The sequence below is a fragment of the Paenibacillus sp. YIM B09110 genome, assembly GCF_037167145.1.
Lineage (GTDB): Bacteria > Bacillota > Bacilli > Paenibacillales > Paenibacillaceae > Pristimantibacillus.
Genome location: NZ_JBANSP010000001.1, coordinates 248384 through 271549, shown reverse-complemented (window position 1 = coordinate 271549; position 23166 = coordinate 248384). Strand labels below are relative to the sequence as shown.

At 44.6% G+C, this 23166-nt stretch carries 19 protein-coding genes; 15 read left to right on the top strand and 4 right to left on the bottom strand.

Annotated elements, in window-relative coordinates:
- The first annotated feature begins 366 nt into the window (after nucleotides 1–366).
- The 4 genes from gltB (at nucleotide 367) to V8F51_RS01270 (ending at nucleotide 8067) form a co-directional block, all read left to right on the top strand.
- A complete protein-coding gene (gene gltB, locus V8F51_RS01285; protein WP_337098219.1) occupies nucleotides 367–4977 on the top strand; it encodes a glutamate synthase large subunit in 4611 nt (1536 codons plus the stop codon).
- Between the two features lie 231 nt (nucleotides 4978–5208).
- The gene (locus V8F51_RS01280; RefSeq protein ID WP_337098218.1) at nucleotides 5209–6675 is read left to right on the top strand and encodes an MBOAT family O-acyltransferase; all 1467 of its coding nucleotides are present in this window, start codon (nucleotides 5209–5211) and stop codon (nucleotides 6673–6675) included.
- A gap of 15 nt (nucleotides 6676–6690) precedes the next feature.
- Nucleotides 6691–7779 carry a hypothetical protein gene (locus V8F51_RS01275; protein WP_337098217.1) on the top strand — a complete coding sequence of 363 codons (1089 nt, stop codon included), beginning with the start codon at nucleotides 6691–6693 and terminating at the stop codon, nucleotides 7777–7779.
- Between the two features lie 153 nt (nucleotides 7780–7932).
- The gene (locus tag V8F51_RS01270) at nucleotides 7933–8067 is read left to right on the top strand and encodes a hypothetical protein (protein WP_337098216.1); all 135 of its coding nucleotides are present in this window, start codon (nucleotides 7933–7935) and stop codon (nucleotides 8065–8067) included.
- On the opposite strand, the gene V8F51_RS01265 is transcribed toward V8F51_RS01270, so the two are convergent.
- A complete protein-coding gene (locus V8F51_RS01265) occupies nucleotides 8056–8424 on the bottom strand; it encodes a helix-turn-helix domain-containing protein (RefSeq protein ID WP_337098215.1) in 369 nt (122 codons plus the stop codon). The genes V8F51_RS01270 and V8F51_RS01265 overlap by 12 nt on opposite strands.
- 132 nt (nucleotides 8425–8556) lie before the next feature.
- Here V8F51_RS01265 and V8F51_RS01260 point away from each other — a divergent pair, with 132 nt between their 5' ends.
- The 6 genes from V8F51_RS01260 (at nucleotide 8557) to V8F51_RS01235 (ending at nucleotide 12984) form a co-directional block, all read left to right on the top strand.
- Nucleotides 8557–9045, top strand: coding sequence for a hypothetical protein (locus tag V8F51_RS01260; protein WP_337098214.1), 489 nt, complete (start codon nucleotides 8557–8559; stop codon nucleotides 9043–9045).
- The gene (locus V8F51_RS01255) at nucleotides 9042–10304 is read left to right on the top strand and encodes a sugar phosphate nucleotidyltransferase (RefSeq protein WP_337098213.1); all 1263 of its coding nucleotides are present in this window, start codon (nucleotides 9042–9044) and stop codon (nucleotides 10302–10304) included. Before V8F51_RS01260 ends, V8F51_RS01255 begins: the two co-directional genes overlap by 4 nt.
- A gap of 10 nt (nucleotides 10305–10314) precedes the next feature.
- Entirely contained in the window at nucleotides 10315–10785 is a 471-nt protein-coding gene (locus V8F51_RS01250) for a hypothetical protein (protein WP_337098212.1), read from the top strand.
- Nucleotides 10786–10874: 89 nt separating this feature from the next.
- Nucleotides 10875–11120: a hypothetical protein gene (locus V8F51_RS01245; protein ID WP_337098211.1), complete on the top strand. Its 246-nt coding sequence runs from the start codon at nucleotides 10875–10877 to the stop codon at nucleotides 11118–11120.
- A gap of 144 nt (nucleotides 11121–11264) precedes the next feature.
- A complete protein-coding gene (locus tag V8F51_RS01240; RefSeq protein WP_337098210.1) occupies nucleotides 11265–12185 on the top strand; it encodes an ABC transporter ATP-binding protein in 921 nt (306 codons plus the stop codon).
- Nucleotides 12178–12984 (top strand): ABC transporter permease, encoded by an 807-nt coding sequence (locus V8F51_RS01235; RefSeq protein ID WP_337098209.1) that lies wholly within the window; start codon nucleotides 12178–12180, stop codon nucleotides 12982–12984. The genes V8F51_RS01240 and V8F51_RS01235 overlap by 8 nt, the downstream gene beginning before the upstream one ends.
- 94 nt (nucleotides 12985–13078) lie before the next feature.
- Here the strand turns inward: V8F51_RS01235 and V8F51_RS01230 are convergent, their stop codons facing one another.
- The 3 genes from V8F51_RS01230 to V8F51_RS01220 form a co-directional block, all read right to left on the bottom strand.
- Nucleotides 13079–13528, bottom strand: a complete 450-nt coding sequence (locus tag V8F51_RS01230; protein WP_337098208.1) for a bactofilin family protein — start codon at nucleotides 13526–13528, stop codon at nucleotides 13079–13081.
- Between the two features lie 5 nt (nucleotides 13529–13533).
- Complete coding sequence (locus V8F51_RS01225; protein WP_337098207.1) at nucleotides 13534–14499, bottom strand: peptidoglycan DD-metalloendopeptidase family protein; 966 nt, start codon at nucleotides 14497–14499, stop codon at nucleotides 13534–13536.
- A gap of 155 nt (nucleotides 14500–14654) precedes the next feature.
- Complete coding sequence (locus tag V8F51_RS01220; protein ID WP_337098206.1) at nucleotides 14655–16913, bottom strand: O-antigen ligase family protein; 2259 nt, start codon at nucleotides 16911–16913, stop codon at nucleotides 14655–14657.
- A gap of 234 nt (nucleotides 16914–17147) precedes the next feature.
- Here V8F51_RS01220 and V8F51_RS01215 point away from each other — a divergent pair, with 234 nt between their 5' ends.
- From V8F51_RS01215 to V8F51_RS01195, 5 genes are all read left to right on the top strand, one after another.
- Complete coding sequence (locus tag V8F51_RS01215) at nucleotides 17148–19058, top strand: class I SAM-dependent methyltransferase (RefSeq protein WP_337098205.1); 1911 nt, start codon at nucleotides 17148–17150, stop codon at nucleotides 19056–19058.
- A gap of 73 nt (nucleotides 19059–19131) precedes the next feature.
- The gene (locus tag V8F51_RS01210) at nucleotides 19132–20181 is read left to right on the top strand and encodes a class I SAM-dependent methyltransferase (RefSeq protein WP_337098204.1); all 1050 of its coding nucleotides are present in this window, start codon (nucleotides 19132–19134) and stop codon (nucleotides 20179–20181) included.
- A gap of 184 nt (nucleotides 20182–20365) precedes the next feature.
- Nucleotides 20366–20926, top strand: coding sequence for a dTDP-4-dehydrorhamnose 3,5-epimerase family protein (locus tag V8F51_RS01205; protein ID WP_337098203.1), 561 nt, complete (start codon nucleotides 20366–20368; stop codon nucleotides 20924–20926).
- Nucleotides 20927–20944: 18 nt separating this feature from the next.
- Nucleotides 20945–21877, top strand: a complete 933-nt coding sequence (locus V8F51_RS01200) for a Gfo/Idh/MocA family protein (RefSeq protein ID WP_337098202.1) — start codon at nucleotides 20945–20947, stop codon at nucleotides 21875–21877.
- A gap of 86 nt (nucleotides 21878–21963) precedes the next feature.
- Nucleotides 21964–23145, top strand: a complete 1182-nt coding sequence (locus V8F51_RS01195; RefSeq protein ID WP_337098201.1) for a glycosyltransferase family 2 protein — start codon at nucleotides 21964–21966, stop codon at nucleotides 23143–23145.
- The last annotated feature ends 21 nt before the right edge of the window (nucleotides 23146–23166 follow it).

Sequence of the window (23166 nt, the reverse complement as noted above, 5' to 3'; positions counted from 1 at the left end):
TGATGTTAAAATAATATAATAATCGCGTAATGGCGGTATACGGCCCGGGATATGGTCAACATTAAACGGAGGCGCCAGGATAAGAGTCGCAAAGCCGTTTAACAAGGATGGCAAGGAGCAAGCCGATGCGCTTCGCTGACTACCATTCTATGATAAAACAAGCCAAAAATGAAGCTAACCGTGTCTTCATTCGAGCTTTTTTTTCAAAATATAAGAAAGTATAAATGATTTTATACTTTGCTTATATTTCATCCGCGAAACGTTTGCTTGCGCCGCCAAAGGACAGTGAAGCCGTTTACGCTTGTCTTCCTAAGTGAAAAACGAACATGCTTACCCAAAAATCTTCTGATAGAGAGGTTGCGCACAATGAAAGAACGTATTTTGGGATTGCCGCCTAAGCAGGGTCTTTATGATCCGCAATTTGAGAAAGACGCCTGCGGCATGGGCTTTGTGGCCAACATCAAGGGGAAAAAATCGCATAAAATCATTCGCCAGGCGCTGACGCTGCTCGAGAACATGGAGCACCGCGGCGGACAAGGCAGCGAGCCTAACACAGGTGACGGAGCAGGTATTCTGCTTCAAATCCCGCATGCATTCTTCTCGAACGAGATGAAGAAGCAAGAGATTGAACTGCCTGAAGAAGGACAATACGCGGTAGGTATGATCTTCATGCCTCAGAACGAGGCTGCGCGCAATGCGATTGAGCGCGAGCTGGAATCGATCGTTGAAGAGGAAGGCCAGCCGCTTATCGGATGGCGTACTGTTCCTACGAACGACTCGAATCTGGGCAAATCGGCGCTCGCGGTTAAGCCGTACGTTCGCCAAATCTTCATCGGCAAGAGCGAGGAGCTTCAAGACAAGGATGTTCTTGCATTCGAACGCAAGCTGTATGTAATCCGCAAACGCGCGGAGCTTGCTATTCGTTTTGCCGGCAAAGAAGGCGGAAATATGTTCTATTTCTCCAGCCTTTCCTCCAGAAAAATCGTATACAAAGGAATGCTTACGACGGAGCAGGTTCGCTCGTTCTATACGGAGCTGGGCGATGAGTCGGTTGTTACGGCTATGGCGCTCGTTCACTCCCGTTTCAGCACGAACACGTTCCCAAGCTGGGAGCGCGCGCATCCATTCCATTATTTAATTCATAACGGCGAGATCAACACGCTGCGCGGCAACGTCAACTGGATGCACGCGCGTCAGACGCTGTTCGCTACCGAATTGTTCGGCGATGATCTCGAGAAGATCAAACCGGTCATTAACCCGGACGGATCCGATACGGCGATGTTTGATAACACGCTTGAATTCTTGCATCTGTCGGGACGTTCGCTTCCGCACGTTGCGATGATGATGGTTCCAGAACCTTGGTCCAACCATGAAAGCATGAGCGATGAGCGCAAAGCGTTCTACGAATACCACAGCACCCTTATGGAGCCGTGGGACGGACCTGCAGCTATGGGCTTCACGGACGGCGTCCAAATCGGCGCTGTGCTTGACCGCAACGGCCTTCGTCCAGCTCGTTACTATGTAACGAAAGATGATCATATTATTCTAGGTTCCGAGGCGGGAACGGTTGAAATCCCGGCCGAGGACATTTTGTACAAAGATCGCCTGCGTCCAGGACGCATGCTGCTTGTTGACACGAAGGAAGGCCGCATCATTTCCGACGAGGAAGTGAAGGCTCAGATCGCTGCCGAGCATCCATACCGCGACTGGCTCGATGAGCATCTCGTTGATTTGGAAGATCTGCCAGACGCGCCGGAATTGCCGGAGCCGGATCACGCGACGGTGCAAACGCGTCAGCAGGCGTTCGGTTACACATTCGAGGACGTGCGCAAAGTGCTTGAGCCGATGGCTGGAAGCGGCATGGAGCCAATCGCATCGATGGGCTACGACGCTCCGCTAGCGGTGTTGTCGGAACGTCCGCAGCGCCTGTACAACTACTTCAAGCAGTTGTTCGCGCAAGTAACGAACCCGCCGATCGACGCGATCCGCGAGGAGATCATCACGGCAACAGGTACGACAATCGGACCTGAGCGCAACTTGCTTAACCCAGAGCCTGAGAGCTGCCGTCACATTAAGCTGGATACGCCGATTCTGTCCAATGAACAGTTCGCGAAGCTCCGCCATGTGCGCCGCCCTGGCTTCAAGTCGATCACTCTTCCGATCTTCTTCCCTGCAAGCGAAGGCGAAGCTGGTCTGCGCGCAGCGCTGAAACAAATGTGTGAAGCGGCTGACCGCGTTATCGACAAAGGCCATAATATGCTTATTCTATCCGACCGCGGCGTTGATAAGGAAAATGCGGCTATTCCGGCATTGCTTGCCGTATCGGCGCTGCATCACCACTTGATTCGCCAAGGCACACGTACGAAGGTTGCTTTATTGCTTGAGTCCGGCGAGCCGCGTGAAGTTCATCACTTCGCATTGCTTCTTGGCTACGGCGTAAGCGCAGTTAACCCGTACTTGGCATTCGAAACGCTTGACGATATGATCCGCCAAGGCATGCTGCGCGGCGTATCGCATGAGAAAGCCGTTAAGAACTTCATTAAAGCAGCGACTAAGGGCGTTGTAAAAATATTGTCCAAAATGGGTATTTCGACGATTCAATCGTACCGCGGCGCTCAAATCTTCGAAGCGCTCGGCTTGAAGGAAGAAGTCATCAACGAATACTTCACGACGACTCCGTCCCGTATCGGCGGCATCGGTCTCGATGTCATTGCTGAAGAGACGCTGAAGCATCACAACCGTGCTTACGCCGAACAAGAAGGCGCTGAGAAAGAGCTTGACTCCGGCGGCGACTATCAATGGCGCAAGGATGGAGAAGACCACTTGTTCAGCCCGCAGACGATCCACACGCTGCAGATGGCATCGCGTTCGAACGACTACAAGCTGTACAAGAAGTTCTCCGCGCTTATTCAAGGCGAAGACAAGAAACATCTGACGCTTCGTTCGCTGCTTCAATTCAAGGGCGGCCGCCAAGCGGTTGCGCTGGATGAGGTTGAATCGGTCGAATCGATCGTGAAACGGTTCAAGACGGGCGCGATGTCGTTCGGCTCGATCAGCAAGGAAGCTCATGAAAGCCTCGCGATCGCGATGAACCGTCTCGGCGGCAAGTCAAATACGGGCGAGGGCGGCGAAGATCCGGCACGATTCATTCCGGACGCGAACGGCGATTCCCGCCGCAGCGCGATCAAGCAAGTCGCATCGGGACGTTTCGGCGTAACGAGCAACTACTTGGTTAATGCCGATGAGATCCAAATCAAGATGGCCCAAGGCGCTAAGCCGGGTGAAGGCGGACAATTGCCAGGCCTTAAAGTATATCCATGGGTTGCCGAGGTTCGCGGCTCAACGCCGGGCGTAGGTCTAATCTCGCCTCCTCCGCATCACGATATTTATTCGATCGAGGATTTGGCTGAGCTGATTCACGATCTGAAGAACGCTAACCCGCGCGCTCGCATTAACGTGAAGCTCGTATCCGAGGTTGGCGTGGGCACGATCGCAGCCGGCGTTGCCAAAGGCCGCGCGGATGTCATCATGGTCAGCGGTTATGACGGCGGTACAGGCGCATCGCCAATGGGCTCGATCCGCCACGCGGGTCTGCCTTGGGAGCTTGGTCTTGCGGAGACGCATCAGACGCTTATGCTCAACAACTTGCGCGACCGCGTAACCGTTGAGACAGATGGCAAAATGATGACGGGCCGCGACGTAGCAATCGCCGTATTGCTCGGCGCTGAAGAGTACGGCTTCTCGACGGCTCCGCTTATCGTTCTCGGATGCATCATGATGCGCGTATGTCAGCTTGATACTTGTCCAGTCGGCGTAGCGACGCAGAACCCTGAGCTTCGCAAGAAGTTCATGGGCGATCCTAGCCATGTGGTTAACTACTTGCGCTTCATCGCGGAAGAGCTTCGCGAGATTATGGCTGAGCTTGGCTTCCGCACCATCCAAGAGATGGTTGGACGCGTTGAGCTATTGGAAACAAAACAATTGCTTGAGCACTACAAAGCGAAAGGCATCGATCTCTCCGGCATGCTGTATCAGCCTGAGATTCCGGAAGATGCTGCTCGCCATTGCGTACAAGAGCAGAACCATGGACTTGAGCTTTCGCTTGATATGCAGAAGCTGGTGCCTGGCGCACAAGCGGCTCTGGAGAGCGGCGAGCGCGTAAGCGGAACGTTCCCGATTCTGAACACGAATCGCGTAGTCGGAACGATTCTGGGCAGCGAGGTTACTCGCCGCTACGGCGCGAAAGGATTGCCTGAGGATACGATCTCGTACCACTTCGTAGGAACGGCCGGCCAAAGCTTCGGCGCATTCTTGCCGAAGGGTATTACGCTCTCAATCGAAGGCGACTCCAATGACTATGTCGGCAAAGGTCTTTCCGGCGGCAAGGTCATCGTTGCTCCATCGCCGAAAGCATCCTTCGTTGCCGAAGAGAACGTTATTATCGGCAACACGGCGTTGTATGGCGGTACGGACGGTCAAGCGTATATCCGCGGTATCGCGGGCGAGCGCTTCGCGGTTCGTAACTCCGGCGTCAATGTCGTCGTTGAAGGCGTAGGCGATCATGGCTGTGAGTACATGACAGGCGGACGCGTTGTTATTCTAGGCGCAACGGGCCGCAACTTCGCGGCAGGCATGTCGGGCGGAGTCGCTTATGTATACGACGCGGAAGGCGACTTCTACAAGCACTGCAACATCGAGATGGTGCTGCTCGAGCGCGTAGAAGAGGAAGCTGACATTGCTGAGCTTCGCGGCATGATCGAGAGACATGTCCAGTACACGGACAGCGCTATCGGTGCACGCGTTCTAGGCGACTGGAACGGATCGCTTGCTAAGTTCGTGAAGGTCATTCCGAAGGACTACAAACGTATGTTGGAACAGATCCGCAAGGCCGAAGATACGGGCTTGCAGGGTGAAGCGGCATTGCTTGCTGCATTCGAAGCGAATAAGAAAGAGCTCGCTCGTTCAGGCGGCAAATAAATCGCATAGACAAAGGGACTGCGCCAAAGAAGCTGATGAAGCTTTTTTGGCGGCAGTCTCTTTTTTTTTCTATGACTGACCTATCGATATGCGAAATTTCGAATGAATTAATCGGAAATTCTCTCGTTTGAAAAATAATAATTATTTTTTAGCTTATTGTGATAAGATTACAGTATATTCATTGAATCTAAATCAAAGCTAATTAATATTTTTTATATAGGACGTGTATTTATGCTTTTCAATTCGCATTTGTTTATTTTTATTTTCTTGCCTATTGTATTTGCGGGTTACTTCTTCTTTGCTTCAATTGCCCCCGCTTATGTTTCAAGAACATGGCTCGCAGCAAGTTCTCTATTTTTCTATGGTTTTTGGAATCCTAGTTATTTATTTCTTATCCTTATATCTATCACAATCAATTTTTTGTTAGGTCGCTATCTTATCCTTCATAAAAACAGATTACTCTTAAGTGCAGGAGTCGTATTAAATTTAAGCTTACTCGGATACTTTAAGTACACTGACTTCTTTATTTCTAATATGAACCTTATATTATCAAAGGACATACCTTTATTTCATTTCGTGTTGCCTTTAGCTATTAGTTTCTTTACGTTTCAACAAATATCATATTTGGTGGATTGCCAAAAGGGAAAGGTCTCTAACTACAATTTTATTAATTACACATTATTTATTACTTTTTTCCCTCATCTGATTGCTGGCCCCATTGTTCACCACAAAGTAATGATGCCTCAATTTCAAAGCGCTCAGAATTTAAAAATCAACTTTCAGCATATCGCACTGGGAATGTTCATTTTTTCTATAGGCTTATTTAAAAAAGTAATACTCGCCGATCATTTTTCGACTACCGTCATTGACGGTATGAATTATTTGAATTCGATTACATTTTTTGACGCTTGGACAGTCATTCTTTCCTATGCTTTTCAATTGTATTTCGATTTTAGCGGATATTCTGACATGGCTATAGGATTGGCGTTATTATTTAACATTAAGTTGCCAATTAACTTTAACTCTCCATATAAAGCTACTAATTTTCAGGAATTGGCTTCACGGTGGCATATTACACTAACCCGTTTCTTATATGAATACGTTTATAATCCTATGAACCGTTGGTTAACCAAACGTTTTTTTATAAATATTAAAATAGGGACGCGTGCTAAAACCTTAATAAATGTAATGCTGCTTTTTCTTCTAAGTGGCGTTTGGCATGGAGCTGGATGGAATTTTGTGATATGGGGTTTTCTGGTCGGACTAGGCATTGGTGTATATCGATTGTGGAGAGCATTTAGCATAAAGCTTCCCCTCATCTTAGCTTGGGGGCTTACTTTTTTTTATTTTAATTTCTCGCTCGTTTTCTTTAAAATCAGCGAACTAGAACAAGCCTCATTGCTCATCAAAGCTATGCTTGGATTAAATGGCTTTATATTACCTGAACAGTTATCACAGTTATTAAACCCGCTTGAAATTTTTGGGGTTCATTTTGAAAGTACGCCCCTAAAAGATAAATTCCGTGCATTAGGTCTGATCATTTTAGGATTCCTTATTGTATTAGGATTCAAAAACACTTCGGAAAAGATGACTACTTTTAAGCCTAATATCATATACGCCTTTTTTATTGTTATCATTTTTGTTTATTCCGTATTGCATCTTACAAAGGCAACCGAATTTTTATATTTCAAATTTTAAGTATCGGGTGAACCCATGACAACTTACAAAAAGTGGACATTAATCACGCTCTCTATAACTGTAATTGCACTTTCTGCAATAGCATCCGTTAATTATGTGGTCGATCCGTATGGAATTTATCATTATTCAGGGAAAAGCTTTAATTATCAAAAAAGCATTGATAGCGACCCCTACATAATAAAAGCTTTTCAAAGCAAAAAAGTCCAGCCCGAGGCTATAGTTTTGGGAACATCTAGAGCTATGCGCCTTAATCCGCCTATAATTGAACGTATGACCGGAAACAGCGCATATAATTTAGGGCTCGCCGCCGCTACTCCTTATATAAACTTTAAATATTTGGAGTATGCCATAAAGGTCGATAAAAATTTAAAGACCGTATTTCTAGGGTTAGATTTTGAGGTATTTAATTCTAATTTTCAAAACCACGCCAATTATGATGAGGGCAGATTAACTTCCCCTTTGTACATGCAGGATCTATTGGTGACTTTACTTTCTGATAAAGCTTTAATAGACAGTGGAAAAGTTGTAATCGATAACATCAATCATACGACTAGATTTACAGAGCATAGGTATTTAGGGGACGGCAGTTTTGACGAAACTTTTGTATTCCCACCAAATACTAATCAAGCTACTTTGCAAGTAATTCCTACAAACTTTCAGCTATCATCGACCAGTATGAACTATATACAAAAAATTAAAGAACTATGTGACCAATATCATCTCAATTTATATATATATATCAGCCCCATTCATGCAATTATTTTAGATACGTATTGGCAAAACGGCATATGGAATAGTTTTGAAGAATGGAAACGTCAACTGGCAGGTATAACTCCTATATGGGACTTCTCGGGCTACCATGAAATATCAATGAGCTCTTTGAACCAGTCAGAAACCTATAATGATCTTTCTCACTTCTCAAAAAAAATAGGTGATCTCATTCTAAATAGAATGCTGGACAAAAAAACAAATAACCTTCCCGCATATTTCGGTATCCGCATTACGCCAGACAATATAGAAGAGCATCTTAAAAAACTGCGCTCGGATAGAGAGCAATGGCCGGAACGGGATGAAAATATGTTTGAGCTTTTAGATCGTTACTGATTTGTTACGTTACCTATTATTATTCGACAAAATGCCCCCAAAATAGAAAAAAGCCGCAACCATTATCCGACAGTCTCTATCTATGAGCTGGTTTATAATGGATATATTGCAGCATTAAAGATCTATTAATAGATGTGGGAGACGATTGTGCCAGTGAGCGATGGAATGTATCAATCCGATGAAGAAATGAACGCAGCATCTACTAAAGTGCTGCTAGAGGTTTCAATAATACTAGCGGAAATGGGCATTCAAGACGTGAACTGGGCTGAGAAGCATCTAGAAGGCTGAACGTCTCGCTCTGAGGTAGGCAATGAAATGCTTCGTCTCATCTAGCGTAAGCAGTCTGCCATCTAAAGTGAGGCTGTACTTGCTTAACAATTGCTCGTCCGTCAGTTCAAGTCGATCAACGAAGCTGCGAATCTCTTCTGTTAGAACTTGCTTAGGAATTAACGTCCGTCCAACCAGATAATCGATTGTGACCTCATATAAGTCCGCGAATTTGGCCAACAATTCGTTGCCGACTTCCCTCCGGTTTTTCTCATAATGTGATAATGAGGCGCGAGAGATACCGAGTTTAGCTGCGGTCAATTCCTGTGTCCAGTCCCGTACAATTCTCAATTGAGCGATTCGGTCGCCGATATTCATTGCTCTTCCTCCCGAAATGTCTGAATGATCCGCTGCCTGCTACTTATAATACTAATACGTAATCGCACGATTTGCATGCTTTTCTATTAGAAATGACGAAAAAAACATTTCATAGAATTGGAGGAATGCTTTATGTCGCTGCATGACAAAGACAATTCCAGGGCACATATCCGTTTGCGTTTTCAAGAAGGTGTAGAAGCAGAGCTTCGTCTGATGGACAAGCGCGGACAGTTGCTGTCGCGCGGAGTAAGCACGGTTGTTCTAATGAACTTAAGTCATGAAGGATTGTGTTTCTCTAGCAAGGTTCAGCTTCCGGTTCAAGAGAATTACATGGTCGATATTCGAATGACGATTTATCAAATTCCAATTGTGCTGCGCGGGACGATTCAGTGGAATAAGAAGGCCTTGGATACATATCTTCATGGCATGTCCTTCCAATCTTCTGGTCTGTTGCGCTCTCTGCTTGTCAGAGTCATGAATCAAGAGTTGCTTGCCCAACAGCCGCAGCAGTTCAAGATACATCAATCCTATCAACGGATCGTTCATCAGAATCATTGGAAACGGGTTCTCGGTCAACCCATACTCGGACAACCTGCGCAGGCAGGGGGACGAGGCTATTGAAAATTATATTGTTGTCGGGAGGCTCGGGCAAGCGTTTGTGGCCCTTGTCTAGCAACACGAGGGCGAAGCAATATTTATCCTTATTGGAGGCGCCTAATGGCGATCTCGAGTCTATGGTGCAGCGGTTATGGCGTCAGCTTGGCGACGCCGAACTTCAGGAGCATACGAGATTTGCAACAAGCATAGAGCAGATGGAGCTTCTGAAGCGGCAGACAGGCGAGAGGACGCCGCTTATAATAGAGCCGGAGCAACGCGGGACTTTTCCCGCTATTGCGCTGGCTGCTTCGTATCTTTACTCCATCGCAGGTGTCTCGCTCGCCGAGACCGTCATAATTATGCCGGTTGATGCATATGTTGAAAGTGATTTTTTCGAATGGGTCCAGGAGCTTCCGGATCGGCTTCGCGAAAGCGGCTCGCAGCTTATGTTGATCGGGATGGCGCCGAAGTCCGGAGATGAGCAACAGCCGCCACTGGGCAGCGGAATATACGCTTTCTCTCTCGATTATATGATCTCGAAGCTAATCGCGCTGAGTCTTCCTATTCATTACGACGAGCTGTATAAGCAATATTCGAAGCTGTCTAAATCTAGCATCGAGACTGCGTTATTGGAATGCGAGACATCCCGATCGGTCATCTACTACAATGGCTTATGGAAAAATCTTCGCTCATGGCGGACGATATCGGAGGAAATCGCATTTCCTCTGCAGGAGCAGGAGAAGATCGAGCGTGCTCATGATCAGTCGCAGCTTATTAATCATCTCGATATACCCATTCAAATTATCGGTCTCAGCAACCTGCTCGTAGCGGCGAGCCCCGATGGCATTTTAATTGCCGATCGATTGCATAGCAATCAGATCAGTGAGATGCTGCAGGCGATGAATGCCAAACCCAACTATGAGGAAAAGCATTGGGGGCACATGATCATTGTCGATAAGGCGCGTCTAGCGTCGGGAGGGCAGGTCGTGTCCAAGCGAGTCTTCATCGCGGCAGGAGAGAATATGAGCTATCATCTTCATTTTAATAGAAGCGAAACGTGGACGATTTTGTCAGGCGAAGGAGTAGCTATCATTGATGAGGAGCTGAGACCGGTCTCAGCGGGTAACGCTGTAACGATACCCGGACGTACCCGTCATAGCCTGCGAGCAATTACCGACCTGGAACTGCTTGAGGTGCAGAGCGGGGCAGAACTGGCCGAAGATGACGTAATTAACTTAGGCATCAAATGGGATGAGATTATAAGTCAATCGAACTTGGTGTAGGAGCAGATTTATGAAAGCTGTAGAGAAGCGTATGGGGCTGCCTGCAATAATAGCGGCTATCGTTGAACGTCAGGGTGAGATCGATGTTACTTGTTATGGGGATGCCATGTTTCCACTGATGCGCGAGGGCAATATATCAACGTTCTCAAGAGTAAATGAGAAAGAGCTTCGACCAGGCGATGTATGCTTATACGCAAGCGTGGATGGGGAGCTGCTCATCGAACGAATTGTATATGTGGAGAAAGCGATGAATGCAACCCAGTATACTTTTCGAGGTGACACTAGCAGGCTGAGGAGAGCTCCGGTCGATTTTACGAGTATTATTGGCCGATTAAAGGCTATACATCGTGATGGCAGAATAGTCTACGTTTATGGGTGGCAAGCGAGATTGCTGGAAGCGGCGGCATTGCAGCTGCCTTTATGGCCCAATCTGGCGAGATTTGCTGCAAAAAGACGATATCGACGAAGAGAGGTTATCTGATCGTAAATTTTACGCTAAAAAGATACATAATGTAGCATGAGGTGGAGGATTGACCCATTATATATAGACGAGAGGGAGCGATCTAGCCAATGAACCGAATTGATCAGCGTTATTATTGCGTAACATGCGGAGAACTGGTCCCAAGTCCGAAGACTAATGTACAATTCCGAACCGGGTTTTACAGAGTCGTGCATCCGATGTGCTTCTGCACAGCATGCAGTCTGAAAGAAGAGAAGACGGCCAATACGATAAACGCGAAATTCGATCATTATGACTACAAAGTGTTCCTTCGAGCAGACGCCAAGGTTGCCGAGCATTCCGAGCATATCTACTAAGGCGGACGACATTGAAGGCCTTCACTCTACGGAAAGTTGTAGATGAAGGCTTTTTTCAATGTACCAATCATTAACTTCCATTTGTTTCCTATATGATTTATAATGAATAAATTGATTAATTGCAGTACAAAGGAGTGTAAAAGAGTGGAGCAACCAGTAGTCCGATTGCAAAATGTAACGAAGCGAATTGGCGGCCGTACGATCATCGACCGCTTAACCTTGGAATTGCCGCTAGGGGAAGTATTTGGTTTTCTTGGTCCTAACGGCGCGGGCAAGACGACAACCATCCGTATGATGGTTGGATTGATTTCCATAACAGAAGGCGAAATATGGATTGAAGGCCATAGCATCTCGAAGGAATACGAGAAAGCGATTAAGCATGTAGGCGCAATCGTAGAAAACCCGGAAATGTATAAATATTTGTCCGGTTATCAGAATCTGATGCACTTCGCTCGTATGTTCCCTGGCGTCACGGAAGCAAGAGTGAAGGAGGTCGTTCGGCTAGTCGGGCTGGAGGGGCGCATTCATGACAAGGTGAAGACGTACTCGCTTGGCATGAGGCAACGACTTGGCGTAGCGCAGGCCATTCTACATAAACCGAGGCTGCTTATTCTTGATGAGCCTACTAATGGTCTTGATCCGGCCGGTATCCGAGAGCTGCGCGATTATTTGCGCGAGCTGTCCAAGGTCGAAGGGATTGCGGTTTTCGTATCGAGCCACTTGCTTGCGGAAATGGAACTGATGTGCGACCGTGTAGCTATTATCCAGAACGGTAAGCTAATCGACGTCCGAGTGCTTCAGGGCGGCAAGCCGACATTAGAGAGCGTGCGTACGCTTATTGAGGTGGATCAAGTAGACGCTGCGATTAAAGCCCTTGCGGCTGCTGAGTTCGTTGCTCAAGCTGAGGGCATCGGTGCGATCGCGGTAGAAGTTGATCGCGAGCAGACGGCTGCTATTAATGCGCAATTAGTCTCGGCAGGCATTAAAGTGTTCGGTATTCGCGCACAGATCAAATCGCTGGAAGATCAGTTCTTGGAAGTGACGGGAGGCGAACGAATTGGGTGATTTTATGCAGCTAGTTCGAAACGAAAATATTAAAATCTATTTCCGGCCGCGGACCTATATTATGGCGGGCTTACTGATTGGCTTTGTTATACTGATCTCGGTCATGTGGCTCATTCTAGATGGTCGGGAAACATCGATGTGGACGGTCGCCTACTGGGAGTCATTTATATTATTTCTGCTCGTAACTATTTTCTCCGTCGTTATTGCGGCAGTGAGCGTAGCGGAGGAGTTTACTTCAGGAACGATTAAGCTGCTCCTCATTCGACCGTGGTCGAGATCCAAAATATTGCTGTCCAAGTATATTTCGGTCGTATTATTTGCTGCTCTGTTGACCGTAATGCTGTTCGGCAGCGTATGGCTTGTGAACTGGTTATGCTTCGGTCTATTCCCGTCGGATACCGTTAAAGCAATACAGGAGCAATTTCCGGGACAAGAGAATATGAATATGTCATCGTTACAGTTCCTGTTCCAGTTCTATGTGCTGCAATTTGTCACGCTGCTCGTTATGATTACACTGGCGTTCATGCTGTCAACGATATTCCGCAGCAGTGCTCTCGCAATTGGTCTTGCCCTGTTCCTATTGTTGTCCATGAGTATCGTTAATTCGTTGTTATCCCTGCTGAATTACACTTGGATCGACTATTTACTGTTTACTCATCTGGATCTTACGAGGTACATCGGAAACACAACGGATGGTGACATGACACTTGGATTCTCATTGGGAATACTCGCCGTCTATTACGCGCTATTTATTGCGTTCACCTGGTACATATTCAACAAGCGAGATGTAGCCAGTTAAGTCAACAAGCCGTTTCAGCAACTCAGTCTCTTCGGAGAGGAGAGCGTGCTGGAACGGCTTTTTTTTGGAAAAAGTAAGTATTAGACTTTGCCTGTTAACCGGCTTGTCTCGATTTCTCCTTGCCTTCTCTGCCGCCTTGCTCCTTGTTATTAGCGGCATTATGGCTGTCTGAGTCGGAAGCGCCTTTGCCCTTGGCTTCCTTAGGCACTTCCATCTGGCAGCTGCCGTTAATGATGCCGCCGTCTTGGACAATGAGTATGTTCGCATACAGATTGCCGTTCACTTGGCCGGATGCCGTAATAATAAGCCGACCTTTCGTCGTAATATCGCCAATGACTTTTCCGGCAACGGTAACGTCCTGAGCTGTAATGTTCGAGCGCGCTACGCCGCACTCGCCAATAATGACATTGCCTTTGCATTCAATGTCGCCACGATATTCTCCTTCGATGCGCAAGCTTGCCTCGCATACCATTTTGCCTTCCGTCAGGGTGCCCTGACCGATGAGCGTATCAGTTGCGATGACCCGTTTGTTCTCCTTGAACATAAATTTCAATTCTCCTTTACGAGAGCGAGATATTTCAGTGGGTTCACCGGTTCGCTCTGCTGTAAGATTTGAAAATGCAAATGCGGGCCCGTGCTTCTGCCGCTAGAGCCGAGCAGGCCGATTTTCTCGCCGCGAACGACGAGATCGCCTTCCTTAGCTTCAATCTGTTTCAAGTGCATATAAGTAGTCTTTAGGCCGCCCAAATGCTCGATGACAATATACTTGCCAAATACGCCGTCGATGCCCGTCTCCGTCACGGTTCCTTCGGCCGCGCTGAACACAGGGTCTCCGAGCTTCCCTGTTATATCGATGCCGGCATGGAAGGCGGTCTTTCCGCTGAAAGGGTCTTTGCGGTAGCCAAAGCCTGATGTTAATTGCCTGGAACGCGTCGGCCAGCCGGAGGGGTAGCCGTCGACCGTCTCTCTTCTCGCTTGCGCATGCCGCAGCGTCTGCTCCATCGATATTTCCATGGCATCAACCATACCGCTAAGCGCCTGAAGATCAAGGCCTGTATACTGAGCAAGTGAAGCAAGCTGCCGGGCATTGCCTCCCATGAGGGGGGAAGAATAAGAGGTCCGGGTCTCGCTGCCGGGTGGAGCGATTCCGCTGCCGTATTTCTCGATGAACTGCTTAAGCTTATTTTCCAGCTCTTGAAGCTCAATCAGCTTTTGTTTCATTTCTTGCGCTTGGCGCGACAGTTGGAGCAATTCCTGCTGCAATGAGACGATCGCCTCGTCCTTTCCGGAGACGGTTTGTGTGAACTGTGCAGTCTGATTAGACAATTGCTCCTCCAGACCGTCGATTTCATCGGTCGCTTGCATCTGGAGACTTGCAATCCAGCCTGAAACCGCGAGTACGGCAACAGTCGGTATAACGACGACCGACCGCTTCGATACGTGAAACTGTTTAACGGTTTTGTCAGCGCCGCGCATCACCACAAAAGACCATTTGGGATTCCGCGCTCGTTTCAATTGGCTTCTCCTTCCTGCCAGAATAGATTTGGGCGTACTATTGCTATTTATTCTTGGAAGCCTCGAAACATACCATTAAAATTATGATCGTAGGAGAAAGAAAGACCGCAGAGACGCATCTGGATGCGCTTCTGCGGTCTTTCTATACAGGTAAGTTAATTGCTTGCTAGAAGTGTCTGCAGCGCTTCTTGAGCTGGCTCTGACAAGCTGAAGGAGCGTCCTTGCTGCTGCTCAGGCGGCAGATCGGCAAGCTGGGCCGTTCTTCGCTCGACTTCTTGAGCGATTTCGCTCAGGCGGGATTTGTATTGGTCCGCAGAATCGCTGTCTTGCTCTGCATTAGCAGTATCTATGCTCACTCTATATGCCAGTATGGCATTATTGTAGAACTGAATGTCCCAAGGGAACTTAGTGATGCCTTCCTCCAACAATTCAATCGAAGTAGACAGCTGATTGTTAAGCTGATAGAAGTCTAGCTGCATCGCAATAATGCTGCGATTGTTAGGATCATGCTTCTTGGCCTCTTCCAAAGTGAATAGCGCACCGGCAAGCACTTCCCCGTCCTTGCTATTGTCATAAGCTTGTCGAAGCCAGTTCGCTTTGGTAAGATTGAACGTCGTTTGGTTTGGCGATCGTTTGATCGCTTTGTCGAGCGCGGGCAGTACATCGCCAAGAGTTGTGCCTTTCTGTGAAGCTTGGCGGATCGTTTTGTTATACAACTGATTGGCGCTATTGTTGGAAATGGTTATAACAAGCAGAACGATAGCTGATAGGCCTATGACTGCCGGATAGATGAGACGGCTCCAGCTTGCGAGCTTTATCTTTTGCAAACGCGCAATAGGGAGCTTGCTGCCGAATGGGGCAACTATACAGCCTAGCGATAGAAATACGATGCCGCTTATAAATACAAAGCTCATGTCAAAGTCGAGAGCGCTATGCATAAGTAGCGCAAGCGAGAAGATGAAGAAGATGAGATGACTTCCTCTGCGCTCTGGATGACGAATATAGGAACGAATATAGAACCAGTACGCTCCGCCAATGAGGAGGATGAGAGCCGCTAGACCGATCCAACCGGTCTCAACGAGCACCTGCACGAAGAAGCTATGGGCTTGTCTGCTCCAATACGGGTTGTTCTGATATTGCTCGAACAGTGACTGCCATGCTCCGCCTCCTCCGCCGAGCAACGGATAGTCTTCAGCTAAGCGCAAGCCATCCTTATAGAAGGTGAAGCGTTCCTGCACGCTATGCTGCTGGAAGTTGATGCTCTCGAAACGCTCGGCAATCTTATCCGGCAGCAGACCTCGTACGGCGCTGCTTCCTAACAGTGCGCCAGCCGCAATTGCGCCTAAAATGATTATCGCAGCGGGAACGGCAATGAAAGACCATTTGAACGATGCAAGCTTCGTTGTTTTGGCTTCAATCCAGCTGATTGATTTAGCTTCAATGAGCAGTATGATGCCGGCAATGGCTGCTGATGCAACTATGAGCAGCGACCAGCTTTGCAGCGGCAATGAGCTGAACAGCGAGATCGTGTCGACTTGCTTATCTGCGGCCGGTTGAACCAGCTCAGCAATAGCATTGGCTTTTGTCGTTATTGGTCCTAGCACAGCCATTGCAGCTAGAACTGACAGGGACATATATACGATGTATGTAATCTGACGAGAGAGACGTAGGAACGGAAGAACAGCAAGTACCATGACCGGAATTATGACGATAGCGCCGCGCGAATAGGTAAGCATGAACGAAATCCATATCGGAACAAGCATGAGCGAATGCGCCAGCCTTGCCTGCCATCTTGTGCAGTGTGATGCATAATAGAGGGCAGCTAGGAACACTGCGACAAGGAAACCTGCATATGTATTTGAGTATTGGAAGACAGCTGTAAGTCTGTATCCATCATGAGCAAGCCATAAAGCATCGCGATAATACGTTTGACCAAACAAATTGAACAAACCGAACAGTACAATGATATAAGAGGAAAGCATTAGCGCATATTCGATCAGCTTGCGCGTCTGCACGCTTTCCGCAAAGTAGAGTCCTGCGATAAACAAAGCAGCCAGCAATACGAATATGAAGGTCATGAATGAAGCGTAATAGCTGGAAACCGCCTGAAATGAGGCTAACCAGTAGATGAAAGGTGGCAGTAGAGCAGCGATCGAGAGCATGCCCCGATAATCGTCCAGCTTCCAGTGCTTAAGTAAATATATGGCCGTTAGCAGCAATAAGACGAGTCCGAAGAATATCGCCTTGTAGATCGACGACTCGAAGTTGAAGGAATAGCCGTTGAATAAAGCCTGATTGTACGGAGAAATAAGTAGAAACAAGGCGATGCCGATTGCACCGATCCAGCTCCATAACGAAATAGTTGTCGCATTAAGCGGTCTCATGCCGCTCGTTGTGCTCTTTCTTGCGCTCATTAAGTCAAAACTCCTCGTCCGTGTATATGATTTAGCATTTTTCGACATTTGTTCTTTATGTATTTTAACAAATTGGATAATGGATTACTATATAAGTGATAAGTAGTTTGTATGATGTATACAAAAATGTTTCCTCGAAGTGGAAAGTTTGATAAGTTAGCAGGGAAGATGATTGGCATGATTAGTGCACATAAAGTTGAAAAATAAAAAGTTATTGGTTTGGAGGCTTTAGAAATGATTGTTTCTACGGAGATATGCTATGTATGTGGCGAAAATTCAGACTTCACTATCATTGAAAACGCTACACTACTTAGAGAAGCAAACTGTCAGTTTTGTAATGCAAGTATTAGAAACTCAGATACTGCCCGGATTATAATGCACCATGCTACTGGGAAAGAGATACCTTTGTCTAAAGGCATAAATCTTCTTATACAATCCAATATTACTATTTTAGAAGCACAGGCTAGTGGAGCGATTCACAATATATTAAAACATATTCCTAACTACATATGCTTTGAGTACTTTGATGACTTTGAGCCAGGTACCTACAAAGATGGTGTATTGATTAATGATCTTGAACGATTATCTTTTAAAGATGATTCATTTGATATTATTATTAGCCAAGACGTATTTGAACATATTGAACATCCAGATAAAGCATTCATGGAAATAAATCGAGTACTTAAGAACGATGGATATCATGTATTCACAGTCCCTGTTCATGAATCTTCAAAAACAAAATTCAGGACAAATCTAAGACCTGTTTATCACGGGGATTCATTAAGGGAGATTGGAGCTTTGGTGTACACGGATTGGGGATATGACATTTCGCAGATTATTGATAGTAACTATGGGATGGACACTAACCAAACAATTCTTCATCAATTTTATAAGCCATCCCAAATAACGAATGTCGATCAAAGCTATGCTGAATATTTGGACATGGCACCTTTACACTATTATCGCTATAACTCAGTGGTCATCTCTTCTCAAAAAAAAATGAAGATTGAACCGATTCGGGGGCAAGTTGAACTACGTTTACTTCAATTTGGACCGACTGATATCAAAGCAGGAACTGATTTTAACATACAATTATCAGGGGAGAGCGCAGTATGGGCAATTGTTGAAAATGCAACTAATTCTACTGTTATCAAAATTGACGATGTTACTTTGAAAAGTAATTATAATAATCAAGAAAATGTAGTTACTGCTATTGTACCGTCTTGGTTATACAAGTTTGAGGGTGAGCACAAGATTTACCTTTATGATCAAATTACTAAGAAAAAGTCAAATAATCTTCCATTTAATGTTAATTTTGGAAATGGTCATTATAATCTTAATCAATTAAAGCAAGAGTACTACACTCTCGCAAAAGAATTATACAATCAGCAAAAGAAAACGAATAACAGATTTGAAGGATGGGGGATGACTACAAATCATCAGCATCCTTGGGATGATAAATATAAATGGACTACTTTTCGGGAAACTAGCAATGAAATTAAAAGAGTTTTTAATTTTGGGTTAAAAGCAGACATTGGCGTAAATGCAGGGAATATTGATACTCTACTCTGGAGACATTGGATTGTTGTATTTGCATTAAACTATGCACTAGAATTTAAAGTGAATGCAGATACAAAGTTAAATTTCGTCGAGTGTGGTGTGGGTGATGGTATGTCTGCTTATTTTGCTTTAAAAGAACTGGAGAGATATACGACTCAAAATTCTGATATAGATTATAGGATGCATTTGTATGATTCTTGGGATTTAATTCAAAATAAAGGCTTAACAGACACGGAATCATATTTAGAAGGCAAATACAAAGAAAATTCACTAGAGAGAGCAAAAAACAATCTGGCCTGCTATGAAAAAAAAGTGGTTTACCATAAAGGGTACATTCCTGACACATTAAAGGATACCCTATCGAATCTGATATATTTGCATATAGATTTGAATTCATCAAAAGCAACTTTAGATACTTTGGAGTTTTTTTATCCGTCTTTGGGAAAAGGAAGTATAATACTTTTTGATGACTATGGATGGTTGGGATATGAAGATACTAAGGAGCTAATTGACAGATTCTTTTTCGATAAACCCGGAAGTTTACTTAAATTACCAACAGGGCAAGCTATGTATTTTTACAACTAGATTTGTGGAAACTTTTCTTACCTGATTGATGTGATTTCCCGTTCAAATAAATATAGTGTAAAGGAAGGTTAATATGGAATTCACTGGTGAACGAGTCGTACCAAATAGAGTCTCTGATGATCTTTTTAATGAACATATATCTAGATATATGTTTGCTGCACGTTTCATTCAACCAGAGCATTCTATTATCGATATAGGTTGTGGTGCTGGATATGGAACATATGAACTTTCAAAAACTGCAAGCACGGCTGTAGGAGTCGATATTTCCGAGGAAGCCATTAATTATTCAAATCAGAATTATTCTAGTGAAAATTTATCTTACATCTGTGCTGACAGTAAGAAGTTGGAGTTAAATTATACGTTTGATATAGCTGTTTCTTTTGAAGTCATTGAACATATTGATGAGGTTGATTTGTATCTTGAGTCTGTTAAGCGATGCTTAAAAGATGAAGGCTTATTTATAGTTTCGACGCCAAATAAGAAGATGTATTCTGATGCAATTGATGGTTATAACAATGTGTATCATGTAAAAGAATATTATCATGATGAATTTGTAGACCGTTTAAATAAACATTTTAGAAATGTTGTCATCTATTCTCAGCAGTTTTTACAAGGCTTATTATTTAGAAGAAACGATATTGAAATTATGAATAGTGACATTGAGTATGCAGAACATGAAATTTTTGATAAGGAAAGTGCATCTTTTTTTATTGCTGTTTGTTCTAACTCCCCTCTTCAGCTAAGTAATGATCAATCAATGTTATATACAGTTAGTAACAATAACATATTATCTGAGAAAGACAGGCATATTAAGGCACTTAAGAATGAAGTGGAAATAAGAGATTTAAGTTTCGATATGGAGACAGAAAGGCTTAATTCGGAAATAGCAAAGAGAGACATAATTATAGAAAACTATCAAGCTATAGCTGAACGATTAAATGATGAAGTGCCCAAAAGGGATTCCATTATTGAACATTATAAAAAAGACAATGAAAAACTCCTCAATTGGATAGAGATAGCTAATAATGAAACATTGAAACGTGATAGTACTGTAGCTCATTTGCAGCGTGAAATAGAAACATTAAATGACTTTATTAATCAAATTCAAAGGGAACGAAGATGAGCTATGCAAAGAGCCCTCAAAACCTAGTTCTTATGCGGTTTTATAGCGTGTATTTGAGTGTTCAGCAAGTCATAAATAATGCTATAATGCTAACTGTAGTTCACACCGTTATTGCAAAATGTATCAAGAAAATAGGATTGAACTTGTTGAATCTTGTTAACATATGGATTTGGAGGCACTTGTTATGAATGAAGATTTAACAAATGATTTACCTGATGGTATACGTAAGTTATCTTTGAAACAAATTAGCGATTCTCGGGGATCTCTAATGGAAATTTACCGCGCTGAATGGTTTGCCGATGCTCCTTTCGCTTTACAGTGGAATGTAAATTTCAACAAGTCTGGAACATTTCGCGGTTTCCATGTTCACTGGGCTCATGATGACTTTCTTTGCGCTATTTCTGGAAAACTGCATCTTGGGTTGCAAGATATGCGTCCTTGGTCCCCAACGTATGAAATGGCTGTTTTGACGACTCTAAATGCTGAGAAACCTGAATTGATTCATATCCCACCAGGTATCGGACATGGATTTTGGTACGATCAAGAAGCCATTCATATTTACGGTGTTTCCGAATACTGGAACCCACATGACGAGCTTGCATGTCGTTGGGATGACAAGGATATTAAGGTTCCTTGGCCTTTCACTGAGCCTGCAATGCTATCCGAAAAAGATCAGAAGGCAGGAACATATGAACAAATGAAAACAAGTCTGTTATCACAATTAATGCCACCGACATCGACCTAACCTGAGGGGGACTACCAATTGAATACTTTTACTAACTTACATATTGGTCTTGTGGGATGCGGAAACTGGGGACGGTATATTTTGCGGGATCTTAAAGAACTAGGGGTCCAAACAAGTGTAGTTGCACGTTCTGAGACAAGTCGAAACAATGCAACAGCTTATGGCGCGGATTATATTGTTGAATCGATAGAGGAATTGAATGAGAATATTAATGGTTACATAATTGCAAGCAGTGCTAGCGCTCATGTAGCAAATATCCGCGCTTTGTTACCTCGTAGGAAGCCTATTTATGTAGAAAAGCCATTAGGAATCCATTTCGATGACCTCAACAAGCTTGCGTCAGAATCACAAGGATTAGTTTTTGTCATGCATAAGTGGCGTTATCATCCAGGTATTGAGGCACTTGCAACATTGGTGCAAACAGAAGAACTAGGCCGGGTCAAAGGTTTGCGTCTGCAGCGAACGAATTGGGGTAGACAGCATAACGATGTGGATTGCGCTCTCCACCTTCTTCCTCATGATTTGTCGATAACCCTTCAAATTTTGGGGTACTTGCCTCCTATGGACACTGTAATTCGCAACCCTTTGGGGGATAACCATTTCGGTTTATTCGCTACTTTGATGGATAAGGATCAAAACATTTATGTGACACTCGATGTTAATAACATCGCTCCTGGTAATGTACGCTCTATTGCGGTTGGATTTGAGAAAGGCGTAGCGGCTCTAACCGATAGTTTTGCGGAGGGAATCACAATTTTCCGAGAGTACGGTGTAAACCACTCGCCGGAGGTTCGTCAGATCTCACAAGAAATGCCGCTTATGCGTCAAATAAAAGCCTTTCTTCAATATCTATCCGGAGGTCTTCCACCATTAAGTAATATTCAGGACGAATTGCAGATTCTGCATCGTATACACGCTATAAGAAATAAGCTTTATGGTGATCAGACATGACCTCTTACTTTAATCGATTAAAATCAGGTAATTATTTATCTTTCGCAATAGTGCTAATAATGAGGACAGTAAAATTATTTCGAAATATGCTAAAAAAGTCTGCCCAAGAAAATCCGACTTTTACAGTTTTGGTACCTACATATAATCATGGACGTTTGCTGATGTATGCACTGAATAGTATCTTACAACAAACTGTTCAAAGTTTTGAAGTATTCGTCATATGCGACGGCGCTGTCGATGAAGGACGAAAGCTTGCTTGGCAATATGCGGTTAAAGATCATCGAATCCATGTAATCGATCGCCCTAAAGGAGCGCGCCACGGCGAGGCTTATAGGCATGAAGCTCTGTTAGCCGCAAAAGGAAAATATGTCTGTTATCTTGGAGATGACGATTTATGGTTTCCTGATCACTTACATCTTATGGGGCAGGCACTTGCTACTAGCGATTTTGTGCACAGCCGGTATGTGGCTGTAAATAATTACAATATGGATATCCTGCGAGGATCTCTTGAAAACATCGAAATCCGCAATCGGATGTTAAATGACAGATTTAATATTGTCAGTCCTACTATTGCCGGGCATCGATTAGAAGTTTACCGCCGCCTTCCTGAAGGCTGGTCACCTAGCCCCCTAGACATATGGACCGACTTAAATATGTGGCGAAAATTTATACGACTTGAAGGCATAACGTTCTCTACGATACCAGTTGTAACTGCTCTTTTGCTGCCCTCTCCTTTTAGAGCTAACCTAACCTTGCAAGAGAGGGAGCAGGAGATGGTCTATTGGTCTGTAAAAATAAAGAGTTCTACTTTTGGCGATACTCTGCAGGAGTTGTTTGACCAAACTACGACGTTATTATTTAGAAGAAACGATATTGAAATTATGAAGAGTGATATTGAGTATGCAGAACATGAAGTTAGTAATAATAACATATTATCTGAGAAATACAGGTATGTAAAAATACGTAAGAATGAAGTGGAACTAAGAGATTTAAGTTTCGAGATGGAGACAGCAAGACTTAATTCTGAGATAGCCAAGAGAGACGTAATTATAGAAAACTATCAAGCTACAGCTGAGCGATTAAGTGATGAAGTTTCCCAAAGGGATTCCATTATAGAACATTATAAAAAAGACAACGAAAACCTCCTTAATTGGATAGAGATAGCTAAGAATGAGACATTGAAACGTGATAATACAGTAGCCTATTTGCAACGTGAAATAGAAACATTAAATGACTATATTAATCAAATTCAAAGGGAAAAGGGATGAGCCAACAGCTTTTTCCTTCGA

Bases quoted from the DNA above. Each gene is read 5' to 3' on its own strand.
- V8F51_RS01275 (WP_337098217.1), top strand. From the start codon at position 6,691: ATGACAACTTACAAAAAGTGGACATTAATCACGCTCTCTATAACTGTA.
- V8F51_RS01195 (WP_337098201.1), top strand. From the start codon at position 21,964: ATGCTAAAAAAGTCTGCCCAAGAAAATCCGACTTTTACAGTTTTGGTA.
- V8F51_RS01210 (WP_337098204.1), top strand. From the start codon at position 19,132: ATGGAATTCACTGGTGAACGAGTCGTACCAAATAGAGTCTCTGATGAT.
- V8F51_RS01220 (WP_337098206.1), bottom strand. From the start codon at position 16,913: ATGAGCGCAAGAAAGAGCACAACGAGCGGCATGAGACCGCTTAATGCG.
- gltB (WP_337098219.1), top strand. From the start codon at position 367: ATGAAAGAACGTATTTTGGGATTGCCGCCTAAGCAGGGTCTTTATGAT.
- V8F51_RS01250 (WP_337098212.1), top strand. From the start codon at position 10,315: ATGAAAGCTGTAGAGAAGCGTATGGGGCTGCCTGCAATAATAGCGGCT.
- V8F51_RS01280 (WP_337098218.1), top strand. From the start codon at position 5,209: ATGCTTTTCAATTCGCATTTGTTTATTTTTATTTTCTTGCCTATTGTA.
- V8F51_RS01245 (WP_337098211.1), top strand. From the start codon at position 10,875: ATGAACCGAATTGATCAGCGTTATTATTGCGTAACATGCGGAGAACTG.
- V8F51_RS01215 (WP_337098205.1), top strand. From the start codon at position 17,148: ATGATTGTTTCTACGGAGATATGCTATGTATGTGGCGAAAATTCAGAC.
- V8F51_RS01265 (WP_337098215.1), bottom strand. From the start codon at position 8,424: ATGAATATCGGCGACCGAATCGCTCAATTGAGAATTGTACGGGACTGG.
- V8F51_RS01205 (WP_337098203.1), top strand. From the start codon at position 20,366: ATGAATGAAGATTTAACAAATGATTTACCTGATGGTATACGTAAGTTA.
- V8F51_RS01230 (WP_337098208.1), bottom strand. From the start codon at position 13,528: ATGTTCAAGGAGAACAAACGGGTCATCGCAACTGATACGCTCATCGGT.
- V8F51_RS01260 (WP_337098214.1), top strand. From the start codon at position 8,557: ATGTCGCTGCATGACAAAGACAATTCCAGGGCACATATCCGTTTGCGT.